Source organism: Sporolactobacillus vineae DSM 21990 = SL153 (genome assembly GCF_000377985.1).
In the GTDB taxonomy this organism is placed as follows: domain Bacteria; phylum Bacillota; class Bacilli; order Bacillales; family Sporolactobacillaceae; genus Sporolactobacillus; species Sporolactobacillus vineae.
Genome location: NZ_KB899042.1, coordinates 392,266 through 410,727, shown reverse-complemented (window position 1 = coordinate 410,727; position 18,462 = coordinate 392,266). Strand labels below are relative to the sequence as shown.

The 18,462-nt window shown below is 50.3% G+C and carries 16 protein-coding genes and 2 riboswitches; of the genes, 11 read left to right on the top strand and 5 right to left on the bottom strand.

Going from position 1 to position 18,462, the window contains the following annotated elements; translation table 11 throughout:
• Nucleotides 1–29: 29 nt before the first annotated feature.
• Nucleotides 30–2,690: a bifunctional acetaldehyde-CoA/alcohol dehydrogenase gene (gene adhE, locus D889_RS0102025; RefSeq protein WP_010631437.1), complete on the top strand. Its 2,661-nt coding sequence runs from the start codon at nt 30–32 to the stop codon at nt 2,688–2,690.
• 76 nt (nt 2,691–2,766) lie between these two features.
• Here adhE and D889_RS0102020 read toward each other — a convergent pair whose 3' ends face one another.
• Together D889_RS0102020 and metC are read right to left on the bottom strand one after the other, a co-directional pair.
• Nucleotides 2,767–3,894, bottom strand: a complete 1,128-nt coding sequence (locus D889_RS0102020; protein ID WP_010631436.1) for a vitamin B12 independent methionine synthase — start codon at nt 3,892–3,894, stop codon at nt 2,767–2,769.
• A gap of 27 nt (nt 3,895–3,921) precedes the next feature.
• A complete protein-coding gene (gene metC / locus D889_RS0102015; RefSeq protein ID WP_010631435.1) occupies nt 3,922–5,109 on the bottom strand; it encodes a cystathionine beta-lyase in 1,188 nt (395 codons plus the stop codon).
• Nucleotides 5,110–5,201: 92 nt separating this feature from the next.
• Nucleotides 5,202–5,321: riboswitch (SAM riboswitch) on the bottom strand.
• Nucleotides 5,322–5,704: 383 nt separating this feature from the next.
• A riboswitch (SAM riboswitch) is annotated at nt 5,705–5,816 on the top strand.
• Between the two features lie 200 nt (nt 5,817–6,016).
• Here metC and D889_RS0102000 point away from each other — a divergent pair.
• From D889_RS0102000 to D889_RS0101980, 5 genes are all read left to right on the top strand, one after another.
• A complete protein-coding gene (locus D889_RS0102000; RefSeq protein ID WP_010631432.1) occupies nt 6,017–7,198 on the top strand; it encodes a trans-sulfuration enzyme family protein in 1,182 nt (393 codons plus the stop codon).
• A 113-nt stretch (nt 7,199–7,311) separates the two neighbouring features.
• On the top strand, nt 7,312–8,253 hold the full coding sequence (locus D889_RS0101995) for an aldo/keto reductase (RefSeq protein WP_010631431.1): 942 nt from the start codon (nt 7,312–7,314) through the stop codon (nt 8,251–8,253).
• A gap of 156 nt (nt 8,254–8,409) precedes the next feature.
• Nucleotides 8,410–9,366 (top strand): mevalonate kinase, encoded by a 957-nt coding sequence (gene mvk, locus D889_RS0101990; protein WP_010631430.1) that lies wholly within the window; start codon nt 8,410–8,412, stop codon nt 9,364–9,366.
• Between the two features lie 42 nt (nt 9,367–9,408).
• Nucleotides 9,409–10,383, top strand: a complete 975-nt coding sequence (gene mvaD, locus D889_RS0101985) for a diphosphomevalonate decarboxylase (RefSeq protein ID WP_010631429.1) — start codon at nt 9,409–9,411, stop codon at nt 10,381–10,383.
• Between the two features lie 19 nt (nt 10,384–10,402).
• The gene (locus tag D889_RS0101980) at nt 10,403–12,562 is read left to right on the top strand and encodes a phosphomevalonate kinase (protein WP_010631428.1); all 2,160 of its coding nucleotides are present in this window, start codon (nt 10,403–10,405) and stop codon (nt 12,560–12,562) included.
• A gap of 45 nt (nt 12,563–12,607) precedes the next feature.
• Here D889_RS0101980 and D889_RS15325 read toward each other — a convergent pair whose 3' ends face one another.
• Entirely contained in the window at nt 12,608–12,733 is a 126-nt protein-coding gene (locus tag D889_RS15325) for a YjcZ family sporulation protein (protein WP_018962102.1), read from the bottom strand.
• Between the two features lie 220 nt (nt 12,734–12,953).
• Between D889_RS15325 and D889_RS0101965 the strand changes: the two genes are divergently transcribed.
• The 3 genes from D889_RS0101965 to rpsN all read left to right on the top strand — a co-directional run bounded on the left by D889_RS0101965 (nt 12,954) and on the right by rpsN (nt 14,519).
• Nucleotides 12,954–13,226, top strand: a complete 273-nt coding sequence (locus tag D889_RS0101965; protein ID WP_010631427.1) for a glutaredoxin family protein — start codon at nt 12,954–12,956, stop codon at nt 13,224–13,226.
• A 195-nt stretch (nt 13,227–13,421) separates the two neighbouring features.
• Nucleotides 13,422–14,081: a VTT domain-containing protein gene (locus tag D889_RS0101960; RefSeq protein WP_010631426.1), complete on the top strand. Its 660-nt coding sequence runs from the start codon at nt 13,422–13,424 to the stop codon at nt 14,079–14,081.
• 168 nt (nt 14,082–14,249) lie between these two features.
• Nucleotides 14,250–14,519 carry a 30S ribosomal protein S14 gene (gene rpsN / locus D889_RS0101955; protein WP_010631425.1) on the top strand — a complete coding sequence of 90 codons (270 nt, stop codon included), beginning with the start codon at nt 14,250–14,252 and terminating at the stop codon, nt 14,517–14,519.
• 90 nt (nt 14,520–14,609) lie between these two features.
• On the opposite strand, the gene larD is transcribed toward rpsN, so the two are convergent.
• Nucleotides 14,610–15,320 carry a D/L-lactic acid transporter LarD gene (gene larD, locus D889_RS0101950; protein ID WP_010631424.1) on the bottom strand — a complete coding sequence of 237 codons (711 nt, stop codon included), beginning with the start codon at nt 15,318–15,320 and terminating at the stop codon, nt 14,610–14,612.
• A gap of 279 nt (nt 15,321–15,599) precedes the next feature.
• Here larD and D889_RS0101940 point away from each other — a divergent pair, with 279 nt between their 5' ends.
• Together D889_RS0101940 and D889_RS0101935 are read left to right on the top strand one after the other, a co-directional pair.
• Nucleotides 15,600–16,313, top strand: coding sequence for a helix-turn-helix transcriptional regulator (locus D889_RS0101940; protein WP_010631422.1), 714 nt, complete (start codon nt 15,600–15,602; stop codon nt 16,311–16,313).
• A 99-nt stretch (nt 16,314–16,412) separates the two neighbouring features.
• Nucleotides 16,413–16,862 carry an acyl-CoA thioesterase gene (locus D889_RS0101935; protein ID WP_010631421.1) on the top strand — a complete coding sequence of 150 codons (450 nt, stop codon included), beginning with the start codon at nt 16,413–16,415 and terminating at the stop codon, nt 16,860–16,862.
• Nucleotides 16,863–16,959: 97 nt separating this feature from the next.
• Here the strand turns inward: D889_RS0101935 and cls are convergent, their stop codons facing one another.
• Nucleotides 16,960–18,408 (bottom strand): cardiolipin synthase, encoded by a 1,449-nt coding sequence (gene cls, locus D889_RS0101930; protein ID WP_010631420.1) that lies wholly within the window; start codon nt 18,406–18,408, stop codon nt 16,960–16,962.
• Nucleotides 18,409–18,462: the final 54 nt, after the last annotated feature.

The following is an 18,462-nucleotide window of genomic DNA, read 5'->3' as shown; positions in this document are numbered from 1 at the left end:
TGAAAAACTTCACAAAGGAGAGGCTGATTATGTTAAAGACGGTTAAACAAAACGACAAAGAGAAAAGTCTGGAACAGCAAGCTGCAGTACGGCAAAGTCGTCCGGAGGCAGATCTGGAATCCATTAAGAAATACATTGACAGTTTGGTTCAGAAATCAAAAAAAGCTCTGGATACACTGGAACATTTTAATCAGGACCAGGTGGATAAAATCTGTGAAGCGATGGCCATCGCCGCCTTGGACAATCACATGAAACTGGCAAAAATGGCCGTAGAGGAAACCGGACGCGGGGTCGTTGAGGATAAGGCTGTCAAAAACATCTATGCAAGCGAATACATTTGGAACAAGATCCGCCACGACAAAACGGTCGGAATTATTGAAGAAAATGATCAGGAACAGATTGTCAAGATTGCTGAACCTGTCGGCATCATTGCCGGAGTAACACCGGTTACCAACCCGACATCGACGGTGGTCTTCAAATCTCTGATCGCCCTCAAGACACGGAATACGATCGTCTTCGGTTTCCATCCGCAGGCACAGAAGTCCTGCGTCGAAACGGCAAAGATTCTTGCAAAAGCGGCAGTCGAAGCGGGCGCTCCGGAAAATGCGATTCAGTGGATCGAGAAGCCAAGTATTCAGGCAACCGGTGCCCTGATGAATCATCCGGATGTGGCGACCGTGCTGGCAACCGGCGGCCCGGGCATGGTTAAGGCGGCGTATTCAACCGGTAAGCCGGCACTCGGTGTCGGCCCTGGAAACGGTCCGGCGTACATTGAAAAAACAGCAAACATCAAACAGGCAGTGAATGACATTACCCTGTCCAAAACTTTTGATAACGGCATGATCTGTGCTTCCGAAAACAGTGTGATCGTCGATGAAGAGATTTATGAAGCTGTTAAAGCTGAATTTAAGCGGTTGGGCAGTGTCGTTATCGATAAGAAGGATAATCGCGCCCTCGGCGAGGCGATGATGGATCCGAGGCGCGGCAGTGTTCGCGGCCCGATCGCCGGAAAATCTGCTTATGAGATCGCTAAATTAGCCGGGATCAGCGTACCGAAGGCGACCCGGGTACTGATTGCCGAAATTGATGGGGTTGGTCCTGACTACCCGCTGTCCCGTGAAAAACTGTCGCCGGTGCTTTCGATGTATAAGGCGAAAGGCCATGAAGAAGCATTCAGAATTACTGAGGAACTGCTTGATTTCGGCGGTGCCGGACATACGGCTGCGATCCATACAAGGGATCAGGAACTGATCAAACAGTTCGGATTGAAAATGAAAGCCTGCCGTATTATCGTCAATACACCGTCGGCACTCGGAGGCATAGGGAATATGTACAATAATATGATTCCGTCACTGACACTGGGCACAGGTTCTTACGGCCATAACTCGATTTCTCACAACGTGTCTGATTTCGATCTGCTCAATATCAAGGTTGTTGCCAAACGGCGCAATAATATGCAGTGGGTCAAACTGCCACCGAAGATCTATTTCGAACGGAACTCGCTCCGTTATTTGAAACACATGCCTGGAATGGAACGTGTTTTTCTCGTCTGTGATCCCGGAATGGTAAAATTCGGCTACGCGGATCGTGTGATCGCCATGTTGAATCAGTGCAGAGAAAAACCGGAGATTGAAGTCTTCTCACAGGTTGAACCGGACCCGACGACGGATACCGTCTATCGCGGCGTCGATGTGATGAGAAAGTTCCAGCCGGATACGATCATTGCGCTGGGCGGCGGCTCAGCGATGGATGCTGCAAAGGGCATGTGGCTGTTCTATGAGCGCCCGGACGCTTCCTTTTTCGGGGCAAAGCAGAAATTCCATGATATCCGCAAACGGACCTCTAAAGTACCGGAACTGAAGAAAGTGAAATATATCGGGATTCCGACAACGTCCGGAACCGGTTCGGAAGTGACACCCTATGCCGTCATCACCGATTCCGAAACACATGTCAAATATCCGATCACAGATTATGCGCTCCAGCCGGACATCGCCATTGTTGATCCGCAATTCGTGGAAACATTGCCGAAACGGACGGTTGCCTGGACCGGCCTGGATGTGCTGACGCACGCTGTTGAGGCTTATGTCTCCGTATATGCTTCGGATTATACTCGCGGCTGGTCGCTGACGGCGATCAAGCTGGTCTTCGACAACCTGCGTGCCTCCTACAACGGCGATCAGGAAGCACGCGAGGCGATGCATAATGCGTCGACCATTGCCGGAATGGCTTTTGCCAATGCTTTTCTCGGGATTAATCACTCACTGGCCCATAAACTCGGCGGTGAATTCGGCCTGCCGCACGGCCTGGCAATCGCGATTACTTTCCCGCAGGTCGTCCGTTACAATGCCAAGATTCCGACAAAACTGGCGATCTGGCCGAAGTACAATTACTACAGAGCAGATGAGGACTATGCGACGATTGCCCGTTTCATCGGTCTGAAAGGCAACACTACGGCAGAACTGATTGAGCGCTTCGTTCAGGCATTCATCAAACTGGCGCATGACTGCGACGTCACCCTGAGTTTGAAAGCAAACGGCATCGATAAGAAGCATTTTGATGAAACAGTCGACAAGCTCGCCGAACTTGCTTATGAAGATCAATGCACGGGAACCAATCCGAAGGAACCGCTGATCAGCGAACTGAAGCAGATTCTTGAGAATGAATATGAAGGCATCGGCACGGAAGTTTAAAAAATTTACGAAACAACAGGGCGCATCCCGAATAGTGGGATGCGCCCTGTTGTTTTTAAGTGCTCTTTTACAATCTTCAGGCATCAGCCCAGACTTTCTGCGCCGTGTCGATAACGCGTTTTAGCTTGGCCCGCTGCTGGTCTTCGGTCAGTTTGTTGCCTTCTTCGGTGGAAGCGAACCCACATTGGGTGGACAGGCAGAGATTGCTGAGCGGAACATACCGCGTGGCTTCCTTGATGCGCTTTTCCAGTGCTTCCTCTGATTCAAGTTCCGGGAATTTTGACGTGACGAGACCAAGAACGATCTTTTTATCTGAATGCTCGCTAAAAATATCGCCAAGCGGTGAGAAGTCACCGGATCGCTCGTTATCGTATTCCAGGAAATAGCCGTCATAATTCAGCTGCGACAGGTATTTTGCCACCGGTCCGTAACCGCCGGAGAAAAGGAATGTGGAGCGGAAGTTGCCGCGACAGATATGGGTGGTGATCGTCAGATCCTCCGGGCGGTCCTGAAGTGCACCGTTGATGACGGTCACACTGTCTATGGCTAGTTGTTCATATTTTGCTTTTTCTTCAGCACTTTTGGCGTTGATGATCTGATTGATCAGAAAAGCCCAGGTTGTATCGTCAAGCTGCAGATAGCGACAGCCAAGATCATAGAAATGGCGAATGGTCTGACGATAGGCGACTGCCAGGTCCTTCAGAAAATCCTGGCGGGAAGCATAGAACTTAATAGCATTGTCGTCGCGATGATCACGGAAATAGAGTGTGGGGCTGGGAATGGTTTGTTTTGCCAGAATACCTTTGGGAACAATGCTGTTCAGAAATTCAAAAGCTTTGAAAAACGGATGATCCGGATTATAAGATACCTTATCTGCGAACCGGACATTCGTATCACGCGTTTTAGCACCCTTAAATTTATAGCTGGCATGCTGCGAGTATGTTTCAACACCATTCAGCCCTGCCAGAAAATCCAGATGCCACCAGCTGCGCCGGAATTCACCGTCTGTAACGGCTTTGAGTCCAAGACTGACTTGTTTTGCGACAATTTTCCGTATTTCTTCATCTTCTACCCTGGTCAGATCTGCCCGGCTGATTTCTCCTGATAGAAACTTTTCACGGGCGAATTTGAGTTCATCCGGCCTCAGCAGGCTGCCAACCTGGTCGAATCGAAAAGGTGCTGTATTGGTTGTTGTAGTGGTCATTTTGTTTCCTCCTGAATGAGCTATTGGTCAGTTAACGCTGGTCACTGTTTCGTGTTTCTTTTCTTTGATTGCTGCAAGGCCCCTGGTGAAATCCCGAATCAGGTCTTCGGCATCCTCCAGACCGACAGACAGACGAAGCAGGCCGCTGCCGATGCCGGCTTTTATCCGTTCAGCCTCAGACAATTCGGCATGGGACATTTTCGGCGGATAAGAGAGAATCGACTCAACAGCACCGAGACTGACGGCAAAAATCGGCAAAGAAACATGATTGACGAACGTGCGTGCTGCTGCCTCATTTTCCAACTCAAAGGACAGAATGGCTCCGGCGGAACTTGCCTGAATATGTTGCAGACTAAATCCTGAATGCTGAGGAAGTCCAGGATAATAAACTCTTCTGACTTCCGGCTGTTTTGAAAGAAATGCGGCAACTTTCAGGGCGGATTCAGCGGACTTTCGAATCCGTACATCCAGCGTCTTCATGCCGCGAAGCAGGAGCCAGGAATCCTGAACTCCGAGAACGGCTCCGAGTGCATTCTGTAAAAAGTAGAGTTTATCTGCCAGTTCATGGTTCCCGGCGACAGCAAGGCCGGCAACAACATCGCTATGTCCGGAGATAAACTTGGTGGCACTATGCAGCACGAGATCTGCGCCGAGCTCCAGCGGGCGCTGGAAAATCGGAGTCATAAAAGTATTGTCAACAAAGGTGTAACATCGGTACGCTTTAGTAAGTTCTGAAACCGCGTGGATGTCGGTGACTTTCAGTGTCGGGTTGGATGGCGTTTCGACGTAAATGACTTTGGTGTTCGGGCGGATTGCCTGTTCAATCTGGCTGAGATCTGTCGTATCCACGAATGTATGCTCGATGCCCAGCCGTCCCAGAACTTGTGTCAGGATCCGAAATGTCCCGCCGTAGACATTTTTCGGCACAATCGCATGGTCACCGGAGGATAAGAGCAGAAATGCTGTGGAAATTGCTGCCATTCCTGAGGCAAAGGCAAAACCACGTTCGCCGCCTTCCAGATCGGCAATGGCATTTTCCAATGCGTCACGGGTCGGATTCCCGGATCGTGTGTAATCATACTTTCCGAAGTGATCAAAGTCTTTTTGATGAAATGTTGACGACAGATAGATGGGGACATTTGCTGCACCGGTCTCGGGATCCACCCGGACAGTGTCACGGACGATCCGGGTCGAAAACTGATAATCCTCAGTCATTGACAGGCACCTCTTTCAAAAAATTTGTTGAAACAATTGGGAAAATAAAAGGCTCTCTTCGGGAAGAAGAGAGCCTTACGCTCGAATGTCTCTTCTTATCCCTCAGACACGCTTCTGCGTCTGCTGGAATTAGCACCTTGTCACTACCCATAAGGAGAGCGGCGGTTGCTGAAGTGTCATCGGGCCAGTCCCTCAACTTCTCTTGATAAGAATAAATGAATTCAAATGTTTTATTGAAAATCAGTTTATTACACTCGATCTCATTTTTCAAGCACTTTTTATTCTTTGCTGGGGCGTGAAGAACCCAAGTCATTCGACAGAAATAAAAACGGAAGATACGCTCTTGTTTGTATGTCTCGGGAAGATGAATTATTCATGCGGCTTTTTGCCGTTCCATTGTTTGGGACAGCAATCGCGATACTCCTGCGGAATCAGCGAGCGCCTGCAGCGGAAAGCGGCAGTCAAAATTTGTTTCACAGAACTAACGTGAAAAAGAGTCGATTAGGCATTAATTTGATAAAATTAATATGAATTAATTATTGACAGTGGCTGACTGTGTGATTATGATATAGTCAACAATTCAATAAATTGAAATTTCTTATCAAGAGTGGCGGAGGGACTGGCCCGATGAAGCCCGACAACCAGCATCTTCAATGGATGATGTATGGTGTTAATTCCAAGAACACATGGTGTTCAAAAGATGAGAAGCACAGAACAAGCCTCCTCATCTTCGGGCTTGTTTTTTTATTCAATGAGTTTTTTGGGGACCAAAGAATATTTCTGGATTGGGTTTCCGATTTTCGTTCAGTTGCCCCCGGTTGTGATAAATACAACTCCAGAATAAAGTTCACGATAAGCGGGCACCTGGCACGCATTGAATAGATACTTAAAAAGGGAGTCGGTTAGAATGGCAGATTACAGCGAAACAGATTTTATTACGCGGTGTATTCATGTAGGCAACGGTGTGGATAAGGAGACCGGAGCAATCAGGCGTCCGATCACGATGGCAAATTGCTACCAGCTGCCGGAAGATGCATCGACGCTGAACTGGAGCGACCCGAACAATGTGATCTACACACGGACAACATCGGCAAATCAATTATATCTGCAGCAGCGGCTTGCTTCGCTGGAAGGCGGGGAGGATGCTGTTGTACTTGCCAGCGGAGTGGCGGCTCTGTCCGGCGTTTTCTTTAGCTTTTTGGACAAAGATTCACATGTGATCTGCTCGAATGTCTCATACATAGCGGTCTATCGGCTGTTGAATCAATATCTTCCGGAGAAGTATGGCATCCAGGTATCACTGGTTGATACGTCGAATCTTGACGAAGTGAGGAACGCGGTCCGTCCGAATACGAAGCTGATTCATGTTGAAACGCCGGGGAACCCGACGACCAGAATCAGCGATATTGAGGAGATTGCGAAAATTGCCCATCAGGCAGGCGCACTTCTGTCCGTCGACAGTACCTTTGCGTCGCCTTATGTCCAGCGTCCGCTGGCCCTTGGCGCAGATCTGGTGGTGCAGAGCCTGACCAAGTATATCAATGGTCACGGTGACGCGATGGGCGGAGCGGTGATCGGGAAAAAGGAATTGATCGATAAAATCAAATCCGAAGCGATGGTGAATGTCGGCGGCTGCATCAGCCCGTTCAATGCCTGGCTGATCATGCGCGGCGTGGTCACTCTGCCGCTCCGGATGAAGCAGCACAGCGCGAGTGCCCAGAAAATTGCCGAGTTCCTGGAATCCTATCCGGCGGTATCGTTTGTTGCCTATCCCGGCTTGAAGAGCCATCCGCAGCATGCGCTTGCCAAAAAACAGATGAGTCTGTATTCCGGCATGATGGCGTTCGGCATTGACGGTGATTCGGCGACGATCAACAAGTTTGTGAACTCACTGAAAATCATTATCTCCGCGGTATCGTTGGGCCATGACGAGAGCCTGATCGTATTTATCGGCCCGGATGACGAGCGCATTGATTTCTATCCGCCGGAATTCAGAACACACGGTTTTCTCAGATTCAGCGTCGGGCTTGAAAGCGCGAACGATCTGATCGCCGATCTGAAGCAAGCCTTTCACACCGCAGGATTGTAAGATTTTCTGTAATCCCGGCCTGGTTTTACTGTTAAACAGAACTTTTGACATAGCCTGTCAGAATTTGTACGATTTACACGATGAAGTTAAATCGTTGAAGGCTGGTGACTGAATTGAAACAGGTAACGATCGGGAAAACGGATATTGACGTCAATCCTCTGGGACTGGGTACGAATAAAATCGGCGGTTATAATCTTTTCCCCAATCTGGATGACGAGACCGGGAAAAAGGTTGTTCAGACAGCGATTGATCATGGTGTCGAGCTGATCGACACGGCGTTCATGTACGGACTGGGCCATTCAGAAGAGCTGATTGGTGAGGTGCTGCAGCATAATGACCGTCATAAAGTGATTCTTGCTTCTAAAGGCGCGCAGCAGTTGGCACCGGACGGTACGGTGACGCTGAACAACACGCCGGAATTTCTGACTCAGGCGGTGGACGAGAGTCTGAAGCGTCTGAAGACAGACTATCTTGATATCTTTTATATTCACTTCCCGGATGAAGCAACACCTAAAGCTGAGGCTGTCGGTGCTTTGCAGAAGCTGAAGGAAGCCGGAAAGATCCGGGCGATCGGTGTATCCAATTTTTCACTGGAACAGGTGAAAGACGCCGATCAGGACGGTTATGTGGATCTGGTAGAGAATCAGTACAATTTGTTTCAGCATTCCGATGCTGAAAAACTCTTTCCATTCTTGAAAGAGCATAAGATTACCTTTGTTCCCTATGAACCTTTTGCGGCAGCGCTGCTGACCGGACGCTATACGGCAAATGACCTGCCTCAGTTTGGTGAGGATGATCATCGTCATGAGATTGATCTTTACGCCCCGGATCAGCTCAAGAATAATGTAGAAAAAGTGGATCGGCTCAGGCCGATTGCCAAAGCAAATCATGCCACTGTCGCGGAGCTTGTTCTCGCATGGTATCTGAAAAATCCGTCGATCGGGCCGGTAATTCCCGGAGCCCGGACACCGGAACAGCTGCTCAGCAACCTCAAGGCTTATGAGGTTGAGCTGAGTGACAGCGACTACCGGTCGGTTGAAAACATTTTTTCCTGATTCCAGGTACATGAGTCGAACGCAGGAGCCCGGGTGAAACAGATCCGGGCTCCTGTTCGTACCTGAGGGGGGTGTTCCGGTGAATCACTTGACATCGACACAAATTTGGCTCAGATTAATTTGAAGGGTAAACTTTTAAGAAAAGATGGTATACGGATGAAGGAGATACGTTCCGGATCTGGAACAAGCAGCGCGAAAATCATACTGATTGGGGAACACTCTGTGGTTTATGGCCAGCCGGCGATTGCCATGCCGGTGCCGGCGGTGAGTGTGACAACCCGTACCGTTTTCAGGCATGGTCCGGTTTATTTAAAATGTGCCTTCTATGAAGGCGAACTCGTTCATGGATCGGAAGAAGTTGCCGGCTTAAAAAAGATCGTTCCGCTCATTCTCAGGCAGCTGAACCAGCCCTGTGCGGACTTACTGCTGACGGTGTCCAGTGACATTCCTGCAGAACGGGGCATGGGCTCAAGTGCGGCAGTGAGTATTTCGGTGGTTCGCAGTCTCTGTGATTACTTCGCTCATCCGATGGACCGCCGGACGATGCTGTCGCTGGTGAATTTGTCCGAGCAGTGCTACCATGGGGCGCCCAGCGGCCTGGATGCCGAAGCGGCGAGCAATTTCCACCCGCTTTATTTTGTGCGCGGCAAAGAAACAGCGCCGATTCATACCCGTATTCATTCGACACTCGTCATCGCCGATACGGGCATCAAGGGGCAGACCAGTAAAGCCGTCGCTGCTTTAAAAAGACGGCTGGAGCAGGACCCGGGTCTGAAGGAAGACCTCAGCAGACTGGGACGGCTGACCGATTCTGCCCGCCGTGCGCTTCAGACCGACCAACCGGAAATGCTGGGACGCGTGATGCTCGAGGCCCACCATGTTTTGAAAGATCTCGGTGTCAGCCATCCCGCGCTGGACCGGCTGGTTGAATTGGCCATGACCGGCGGCGCGCTCGGGGCCAAAATGACCGGCAGCGGATGGGGAGGATGCATCATTGCACTGGTGCGTCATCACGCTCAGGGTGTAACGCTTGCAGACCGGTTGCGTCGGGCCGGCGCTTCAGGCACATGGATTCAGCCGCTGGATGAACAGCCGGAATTTGTGAACCAGTAAACCGGAATGTCAGAATAACAGTTAAAAAAGAGGTATCTGGAAATGTTTGCGGCCGTACGGGCACATACGAATATTGCCCTGGTTAAATATTGGGGAAAAAAGAATGAAGCATTGATTCTGCCGATGACCGGCAGTTTGTCGCTGACACTGGATGCTTTTTTTACAGATACACGTGTGGCCGTGGCGAAGGACTTGACCGAAGACGAGATCGTGATGGACGGCAAACGTCCGGATGATCGCAGCATTGACAAAATCCGGCGGTTCATGGACCTGGTCAGGGAGAAGTCGGGGAATCCGGCGTATGCCCGGATCCGGACCGAGAACCATGTTCCGGTAGCTTCAGGACTGGCTTCTTCCGCTTCGGGATTTGCCGCGCTGGCGGCCGCAGCGTCAAAAGCCTACCGGCTGGACCTGTCCGCCCCGGCGTTGTCACGGCTTGCCCGCCGGGGTTCCGGATCGGCATCCCGTTCGATCGACGGCGGGTTTGTTGTATGGCATAAAGGTCATGATGACGCTTCTTCATACGCCGAACAGATCGATCCGGCAGACTGGGACATTCAAATGATTATTGTTGCTGTCGACCGGCAGCGTAAAAAGATATCCAGCCGTGAAGGCATGAGACGAACCGTCGCTACGTCTCCGTATTACCCGGCATGGGTGGATGCTGCCGAAAGCGACCTGCTGAAGATGGAGCAGGCGGTGCACCGGCACAGTCTTGAAGATGTCGGCCGGATTGCCGAGGCTAATGCGCTGAAGATGCATGCCGCGATGCTCGCCGCCGATCCGCCGCTTTGTTACTGGGAAGCAGGAACAATGACGGCGATGCAGCGTGTCTGGGCGCTCAGAAATGATGGCGTGCCCTGTTTCTTTACCATTGATGCCGGTCCGAATGTTAAAATTATCTGCAGGAAGAAAGATACGGATCGAATCGTCAGTGATCTGTCGGATTATTTTTCAGCCGGAGCACTGACGGTTTCCGGACCGGGTTCAGGAATCCGGTTCCGCGAACATTTCTGAGAGAAGCAGGAGACGAGTTGTGAAATCAGTTGTCAAAACACCGGGAAAACTATACATAGCAGGAGAATATGCGGTCGTCGAAGCAGGTTGTCCTGCGGTGATTATCGCGGTTGATCAGTTTGTAACGGTACGTATTGCCCATCATGAAAAGGAAGGAATTATTTTTTCCCCGGGTATTTCTGAGACACCCTTGAGCTGGACAAGGGAAAATATCCTGCCGCTTATTGCCGCTTCGGAGCCGTTCCGGTTCATTTTATCGGCGATCCGATATGCAGAGGCCTATCTTCTTCAAAAAAACCGGCAGCTGACTTATTATCATCTGGACATTCGCAGTGAACTGAACGGGGAAGACGGCAGGAAATACGGCCTCGGATCAAGTGCGGCGGTGACCGTGGGTACAGTTCAGGCACTGCTTCGTTTCTTCGGCGAGCCGGCCACGAAGCAGACCGTTTTTAAATTGGCCGCCATGGCGCATCTGGCGGTTCAGGGGAATGGTTCATGCGGGGACATTGCAGCCAGTGTATATGGCGGCTGGCTGGCCTATACCTCGTTTGATCATGAATGGCTGAAAGGGCAGAAGCGTTCAGGGAAGAGCTTGTCCGAAATCATCGCTGAGCCGTGGCCGGGACTGTCGGTTGAGCCGCTGACTTTACCGGCATCACTCAATCTGCTGGTCGGCTGGACGGGCCGTCCGGCGTCAACCCGCCGGCTTGTCTGCGATGTGGCGAAAGTGAAAAAGAGCAGGGCGGCGGATTATCAGGATTTTTTGTCCGCAAGTTCGGCATGCGTCAACCGAATGATTGCCGGGTTCAGAAAGCAGCGTCCGGACTGGATCCTTGAGGGAATCCGCAGAAACAGGCGTCTGCTGCATACCTTGTCCGGTCTGAGCGGCGGAACGATTGAAACAGAGCCGCTCCGCCGGCTTTGCGAGATCGCTGAAAGCTATCATGGTGCGGCCAAATCTTCCGGAGCAGGCGGCGGCGACTGCGGCATTGTCCTTTTCAGCCGGAACGTCGCTGCAGACAGCATCCGAAGAGAATGGGAAAAGGCCGGAATTGTGCCTCTGCCGCTTCAGGTATATCACGATCCGGAAGATCAGGAAGGAGGGACGGACGTGAAGGAATCACGTAAAGATGAGCATGTCCGGTTATTCCGGGAAAATGATAGTGTCAATCCGTCCAATGATTTTGATTCTGTCAAGTTCGTTCATCATTCCCTGCCGGGGCTGGACCTTGCGGATATTGATTTAGCCGCAAGGTTGCCGCTCGGCACATGGAAACTGCCGTTTTATATCAATGGAATGACCGGGGGCAGCGAGAAAACAAAGCGAATTAATGAGCAGCTGTCGCGTGCTGCTGCAGCGACCGGGGTAGCGATTGCGTCCGGTTCACAGAAAGCGGCGATTAAGAATCCGGAGCTGCGCGATACTTTTCAGGTGCTGCGGCGTGTGAATCCGGACGGGTTTATTTTTGCGAACATTGGCGCCGAACTGGACGTTGACGACGCCCGGCAGGCTGTCGATATGCTGGAAGCAGACGGTCTCCAGATTCATCTTAATGCCCCGCAGGAAATTGTCATGCCGGAAGGCGACCGGAATTTTTCGCACTGGCTGACTCATGTGGAACATATTGCCGCGGCTCTTGATCTGCCGATTGTTGTCAAGGAAGTCGGCTTCGGAATGAACCGCGATGTCATGCGCCGGCTGATCGACGCGGGAATTCGTTATATTGATGTCAGCGGCCGCGGCGGGACCAATTTTATCACGATTGAAAATATGCGCCGCGGGAAGCATGAATTCGATTATCTGAAAGACTGGGGTCAGTCTGCGGTTGTTTCTCTGCTCGAAGCACAGAAGTATCTTGGGTCAGCTACGCTTCTCGCATCGGGCGGTGTGCGCCATCCGCTCGACGTCCTTAAGGCGCTGTCGCTCGGGGCAGGTGCGGTCGGCGTATCCGGTACATTTCTCCGCGCTGTACTCGACGGCGGTGCGGATCAACTGATCGGAATCATTGAGAGCTGGAAACAGCAGCTCTCGCAGCTGATGCTGATGATGGGCGTCCGTAATCTGGAGCAGCTGCGCCGCCAGGATGTGATTCTGAGCGGGGAACCGTACCATTGGGCGAAGCTCAGAGACATTTCCGCTGAAAAGCTGGCGACGCGGTCATGGACGGAACACTAAAGTATGTATGAGACACCTTTTCAGGTGCCTTTTTCTGTCATCGAATTAATAACAGAAAGCGGTGCCGACAATAATCAGGAGAATGAACAGAACCACAAGCAGTGCAAAACCGGTATTGTGGCCGATGCCTCCGATTCCGCCGACATTTCCTCCGTCGCAGGGAGATCCCATGCAGAACACCTCCTCACCGATTGAATAATCCATTATATGCGTTCAGCAGCACGGCGGTCTGGGCGAACGTCCAGCAAATGATGAAGACCGAAAGACCGCGCCTGAAGACCGAAAAACCAATGATAAAGATCGATGACCCCGTTCAGGCAGTTTGCAGGACAGGGTTCCGGAGAACTGATAAAATAAATGTGAAGAAACGGAAAGAGGAGGCTGACCTTTCATGGCCGAAAAGCGCATATTGATGATTACGAAGCAGATCTGTCCCTATTGTGAACGTGCCAAAAGGGTCCTTAACGACGGTCTGGATGGTAAATATAATCATGAAATTGAAATGTTTGTCCGCGAAGATGATGAAAAACGGTTTAACGCGCTAAAAGAAAAATATCAGTTTCTGACCGTCCCTACATTTATCGACAAAAAGACGGGAAAATTACTGAGCGATTCGCATGAAGAGACGATCACATCATTTTTGAAGCAGGCCGTCGGCTACTGAATTTGTTTCGACGCTGCAGGCAGCTCTTTTTTAATCAAAGAGCTGCTTTTTTGCAGTTTTTCAGAATCCCTTCAGAAAAGTATGGTATCGTCATTTTCTGGAAGCTGAATCGTCCGGTGGGGCTTCCCATTTCATGATGAATTCGTTAGGATAGAAAAAGATCGTTCATTTTAATTCGGTGAAGGGGATTGTTGAATGAATACGCTGTCTTGGGTTATTAATCTGTTCCTGCATATTGATAAATTCCTGCTTCAGATTGTCAATCAGTACGGGGTCTGGACTTACGGAATATTGTTTGTCGTCGTTTTCATCGAAACAGGGCTGGTGATCTGCCCGTTTCTCCCCGGCGACTCACTCCTGTTCGCGGCCGGAGCGATTGCAGCGCACAGCGCCTCAGGCCTGAATCTATTTGCACTGATCCTGCTGATTCTGATTGCTGCGGTCCTAGGTGATACAGTGAATTACTGGATCGGGCGGGAAATTGGGGAGAGCCTGGAAAAGCATCATTTGTTTTCGCGGCTGATTAATGAGGAGAAGATGGACAAGGCACAGGCGTTTTTCAATAAATATGGCGGCTTTGCGGTATTTCTCGGCAGATTTATGCCGTTCATCCGTACCTTTATTCCATTTATCGCCGGCGGCAGCCGGATGCACTATCCCTACTTTTTTCTCTACAACGTCCTGGGCGGTGCCGCGTGGACGCTTCTCGGTCTTCTGGCCGGCTATTTCTTCGGGCAAATTCCGGTGATTAAAGCCCATTTCTCACTGATTATGATTCTGATCGTATTCATTTCGCTGATTCCGATCATTCTTGTCTGGCTAAAGAACATCTTTTCAAAGAAATCGCTCGATTAACAGCAACGGATGACACAGCCTCTCTGCATGAACCGGGGAGGTTTTTTGATGCAATACAATAAATTTCATCGGTCAGTTGCTTAATTGCACACTTGTTGCACTGGTGAAAAACAAGTGTTACGTTATTCATGGCTAAGCTTTTACAGGGCTTGTGAGGAGATCTTTAATATGGCTAAGAAGTCCAAGGTTGTAAAAGAACTGAAACGTGAGGCAATGGTCGCAAAGTATGCCGACCTGCGCAAGAAATTGAAGGCGGAAGGGAACATGGAAGCGATCAGGAGGCTGCCGCGGGATTCATCGCCGACCCGGCTGCATCATCGCTGCATGCTGACCGGCAGGCCGCGCGGCTATATGCGGAAATTTGAAATGTCGCGTATTGCCTTTCGCAACTATGCCCATAAGGGACAGATTCCCGGGGTACGTAAAGCAAGCTGGTAAGCATCAGGCATAGGTGAAAAAAAGATCTGCGGCGCAGCGGTAAACTGCTTCGCAGATCTTTTTTACTCATATTTATCTTAAGATCCGCTGTTAAGCACCGAAGAACCAGCGATAGAACAGTGCGGCACAAATACCGCCGACAAAAGGGGCAATACCGGGAACGATGATGCCGTACTGCCAGTCGTTGCTTGCTTTTCCTCCGGGAATTGGCAGGATGGCGTGGGCAATTCTTGGCCCCATATCCCGGGCAAGGTTCATGGCAAATCCGGTCGGACCGCCCATCCCCATGCCGATGCACCAGACAAGCAGACCGACGGCGATCGGTACGATACCCGGCGTATGGACTGACGAAATTGCCAGAATGGCCAGGATGAAAATAAATGTATCAATAAACTCGACGAAGAAATTACGCGGCAGATTTCGCACATTCGGGTTTGTTGAGAAAATGTTTCTGATTTTGACACGGTCGATGTCGACGGAAGCCTTAAACTGATCAGCATAGGCGATGTAGACGACAATGGCGCCGAAGACACCGCCGAGCACTTCGGCGACACTCAGCGGAATGACGTTTGACCAGGGCAGATTGCCGAGAACAGCCTGAGCAACCACCATTGCCGGATTGATATTCACATTACCGAAAATAAATAATGAGACCGTGATGCCGAATCCCCAGGTCGTAATCGAAAAAATGTGACCGGATCCCTGGTATTTGGATGTTTTTAACACTTCGCAGCAATGGACACCGACACCGAAGACGATCATCAGTGCGGTGCCCAGAAATTCTGCAACTAATTGATGCATTTTCTGAGTTTCCCCCTGAACAGTAAGTTTGACAGAAAAAGTATACAGGGCACTCCCGCCGGTGTCTTAGCCGTTATATAGGGGAATCTTAACCGAATTTATCTGAATTCGTTTACATCTTGTCCTTGATCTATAACTTTGTTAAACTTGCCGGCTGTTTTATTGCCCCATAGCCGGCTGTAACATTTCTGACATGGCATCCGCTGCCTGAATTTGTTAAACTGAAGCTCTGGAACGCAAAATTTGCAGATCTTGAGGAAGAGAAGGAGCCGACGCGGCATGCAGGATATCTGCTTCTATTTTATTTCGATTGCGCAGCTGTCCCGGAGGCTGAATGCATCACAGGTGAAATTATTGATTCCAATTCATGGTTCCGTCATGATTATCACGCCGGAAGGCAGAAAGTGTGTGGAAGAAACGCAGCTCTGTCTGCTGCCTTTTCAGCATACCTATCTGACTGACTCCTCAGTGTCTAACGAAAGTCTGGTCATCAATCTGCCGGTCGATTATGCAGATTTGTATCTTCATGACATGCCGGTGCAAAAAGAGGGTGCGGTGATCAAAATCAGCCCGAACCTATTGCCGGTCCGTGAACTGCTGATCCGCGAAGTCATTGAGGATCACCGTGAAGAAGCGGTCCTGCTGCTTCATTATCTGCTGCGGAAAACGGCGGTAAAACCCGACAGTTTGTCACTTCGGTTTATCCGTCAGCATTACACGGAAAAGATTGATATCCGCGCACTGGCTGAGATGGAACACTATACACCGTCTTACTATTGCGGCTGGTTTAAACGGAAGATGCAGATGACGCCGCTTGAGTATATTCACTTTTTGAGGATTCATCGTGCCAAGGAACTGCTCAGGGATTCGCATCTGAGCATGCTGACCATTTCGTACCAGCTGGGTTATGAGTATAACGCTTCTTTTACCAGGATGTTTAAAAGATATGAGAAGCAGTCGCCGTCGGAGTACAGGGCATCGTTACAGCAGTAAACCGCGCATACGTCCGTTCAGCAAGAAATATTCCGAGTGTGCTACACTTAATAAATAAGTACATCCTGGAAAGAACGACACGTATGGAGGCATCAGTTCATGATTACGACGAAGTTAACGGTGCGCTTTGCGGACTGCGACGGCATGGGACACGTCAATAATGCCGTTTACTACACCTATTTTGAAGAGGGAAAACGTGAAATTTTCCGGTGGTTCACGCCCAGCATGGACCTGAACGACTGGAAGGTCATTGTGGCGTCGACGCACTGTGATTATATTCATGAGATCAGTTATGACGAAACAATTACCGTTTACACCTGGATCGGGACTATTTCCCATTCCAGTTTCGATGTCGAGCATGCCATTGCCGACGCAAACGGGAACTGGCACGCACGCGGCCGGGTGACCCTGATTGGCTACAATTACCGGACCAAATCGGTTGTTCCGCTTTCAGAGAAGATGAAGGCGATCCTCAGACAGCATCAGGACGGTCCGGCAAATGCACCGGAACTTCGCCAGATCCGCGGGATTGATGTACCGGTTCGCTGAACTTCATTGAGCTTAACGATAAGTGAAAAACGAGTGCTTCGGAGCGGTTCAACTCCGGGCACTCGTTTTTTTCTGAATGCTGGTTCGTGTCGCCCGCTTACAGCACTGGGGACAGCAGGCGGGAGACGGATTCTTTAAACTTGATCAGGTTGGACCGATGCTCATAGTCTTCAATCGTCAGCTCCCGGGACAGGCGGATATCCTTTTTGAAAATATTGGCCAGTTCCCGTGCGGTTTGCTGATGGTAGATAAACGCGTTGACTTCAAAATTGAGACTGAAGCTGCGGAAATCCAGATTCGACGTACCGACCGATGCGATCCGGTCGTCGATGATGATCGTCTTGGCATGGAGAAATCCGTTGGTATAAAGGTATACGCGGGCACCGGCCTCCAGCAGCAGTCCGATATTGGAAAAAGTAGCCCAGTAGACAAATGGATGATCCGGCTTGTTCGGAATCATGATCCGGACATCGACATGGGAGAGCGATGCGATGGAGATGGCGTTCAGCAGGCTCTCGTCCGGGATCAGATAAGGGGTCTGGATGTAAATGTGTTTCTTAGCCGTGAGAATCATCTTGATAAAGCCGTTCTTGATTTGTTCCCATTTCTTGTCCGGTCCGCTGGATACAATCTGAATCCCGACTTCGCCATAGTACGTTTTCGGGTCGATCGTGTAATAATCCTGAAAAGGCACTTGTTCACCCGCAGCCTGATTCCAGTCAAGCAAGAAGCGCGACTGAATACTGTTGACCGCTTCACCGACGATCCGCAGATGTGTGTCCCGCCAGTAGCCGAATTTCTTATTGAGTCCGAGATATTCGTCACCGACATTGAAACCGCCCAGGTAGCCGGTGGTGCCGTCGATGATGACCAGCTTCCGGTGGTTCCGGTAATTGATGCGCAGATTGAGGAGCGGAAGGCGTCCGGGAAAGAAGGTCTGGAACTTGCCCCCGGCGGCGGTCAGCCGGCGAACCAGTTTCTTAGAAAGTTTGCGCGATCCCTCGTCATCAACCAGCAGACGGACGACGACGCCCTGCCTCGCCTTTGCGGCAAGTGCGTCAATAATTTCATTGCCGAGAAAATCGCTGCGGAAAATATAGTATTCGATGTGGATGTGATGCCGGGCCGACCGAATATCCTGAAGCAGCTGTCTGAATTTTTCCTCACCGTCCGTGTAGACGGTCAGCCGGTTATTCAGTGTCAGCGGCGCCTCATCATTATTGAGATTCATATAGATCAGACCGTGATATTCTTTCAGAATCGGCTGGGAGAACGGATATTCCTGATTCACGATCTCAAGCATCTGTTTGCCGACCATTTCCTTCGTCCGCTCATGGACGGCATGATCCCATTTGAAGATTTTCCGCCGGCTCAGATTCTGCCCGAAAATCAGATATAAAATAAAGCCGACAACCGGCATGAAGTTGAGAATCATCAGCCATGCCCATGTCGAACTAATGCTTTTCCGTTCAAGAAAAATAACTGTCGCGCCAAGAAAAATATTCGAAATAATGACAATGCCCAGCAAGACCGTAAGTATACTCATCTGTTCACATCCCCTCGTGAGCCAAACCCCGTTGTTCAAATTATACTGCTAAAT

Bases quoted from the DNA above. Each gene is read 5' to 3' on its own strand.
- adhE (WP_010631437.1), top strand. From the start codon at position 30: ATGTTAAAGACGGTTAAACAAAACGACAAAGAGAAAAGTCTGGAACAG.
- D889_RS0102020 (WP_010631436.1), bottom strand. From the start codon at position 3,894: ATGACCACTACAACAACCAATACAGCACCTTTTCGATTCGACCAGGTT.
- metC (WP_010631435.1), bottom strand. From the start codon at position 5,109: ATGACTGAGGATTATCAGTTTTCGACCCGGATCGTCCGTGACACTGTC.
- D889_RS0102000 (WP_010631432.1), top strand. From the start codon at position 6,017: ATGGCAGATTACAGCGAAACAGATTTTATTACGCGGTGTATTCATGTA.
- mvk (WP_010631430.1), top strand. From the start codon at position 8,410: ATGAAGGAGATACGTTCCGGATCTGGAACAAGCAGCGCGAAAATCATA.
- mvaD (WP_010631429.1), top strand. From the start codon at position 9,409: ATGTTTGCGGCCGTACGGGCACATACGAATATTGCCCTGGTTAAATAT.
- D889_RS15325 (WP_018962102.1), bottom strand. From the start codon at position 12,733: ATGGGATCTCCCTGCGACGGAGGAAATGTCGGCGGAATCGGAGGCATC.
- D889_RS0101965 (WP_010631427.1), top strand. From the start codon at position 12,954: ATGGCCGAAAAGCGCATATTGATGATTACGAAGCAGATCTGTCCCTAT.
- D889_RS0101960 (WP_010631426.1), top strand. From the start codon at position 13,422: ATGAATACGCTGTCTTGGGTTATTAATCTGTTCCTGCATATTGATAAA.
- rpsN (WP_010631425.1), top strand. From the start codon at position 14,250: ATGGCTAAGAAGTCCAAGGTTGTAAAAGAACTGAAACGTGAGGCAATG.
- larD (WP_010631424.1), bottom strand. From the start codon at position 15,320: ATGCATCAATTAGTTGCAGAATTTCTGGGCACCGCACTGATGATCGTC.
- D889_RS0101940 (WP_010631422.1), top strand. From the start codon at position 15,600: ATGCAGGATATCTGCTTCTATTTTATTTCGATTGCGCAGCTGTCCCGG.
- D889_RS0101935 (WP_010631421.1), top strand. From the start codon at position 16,413: ATGATTACGACGAAGTTAACGGTGCGCTTTGCGGACTGCGACGGCATG.
- cls (WP_010631420.1), bottom strand. From the start codon at position 18,408: ATGAGTATACTTACGGTCTTGCTGGGCATTGTCATTATTTCGAATATT.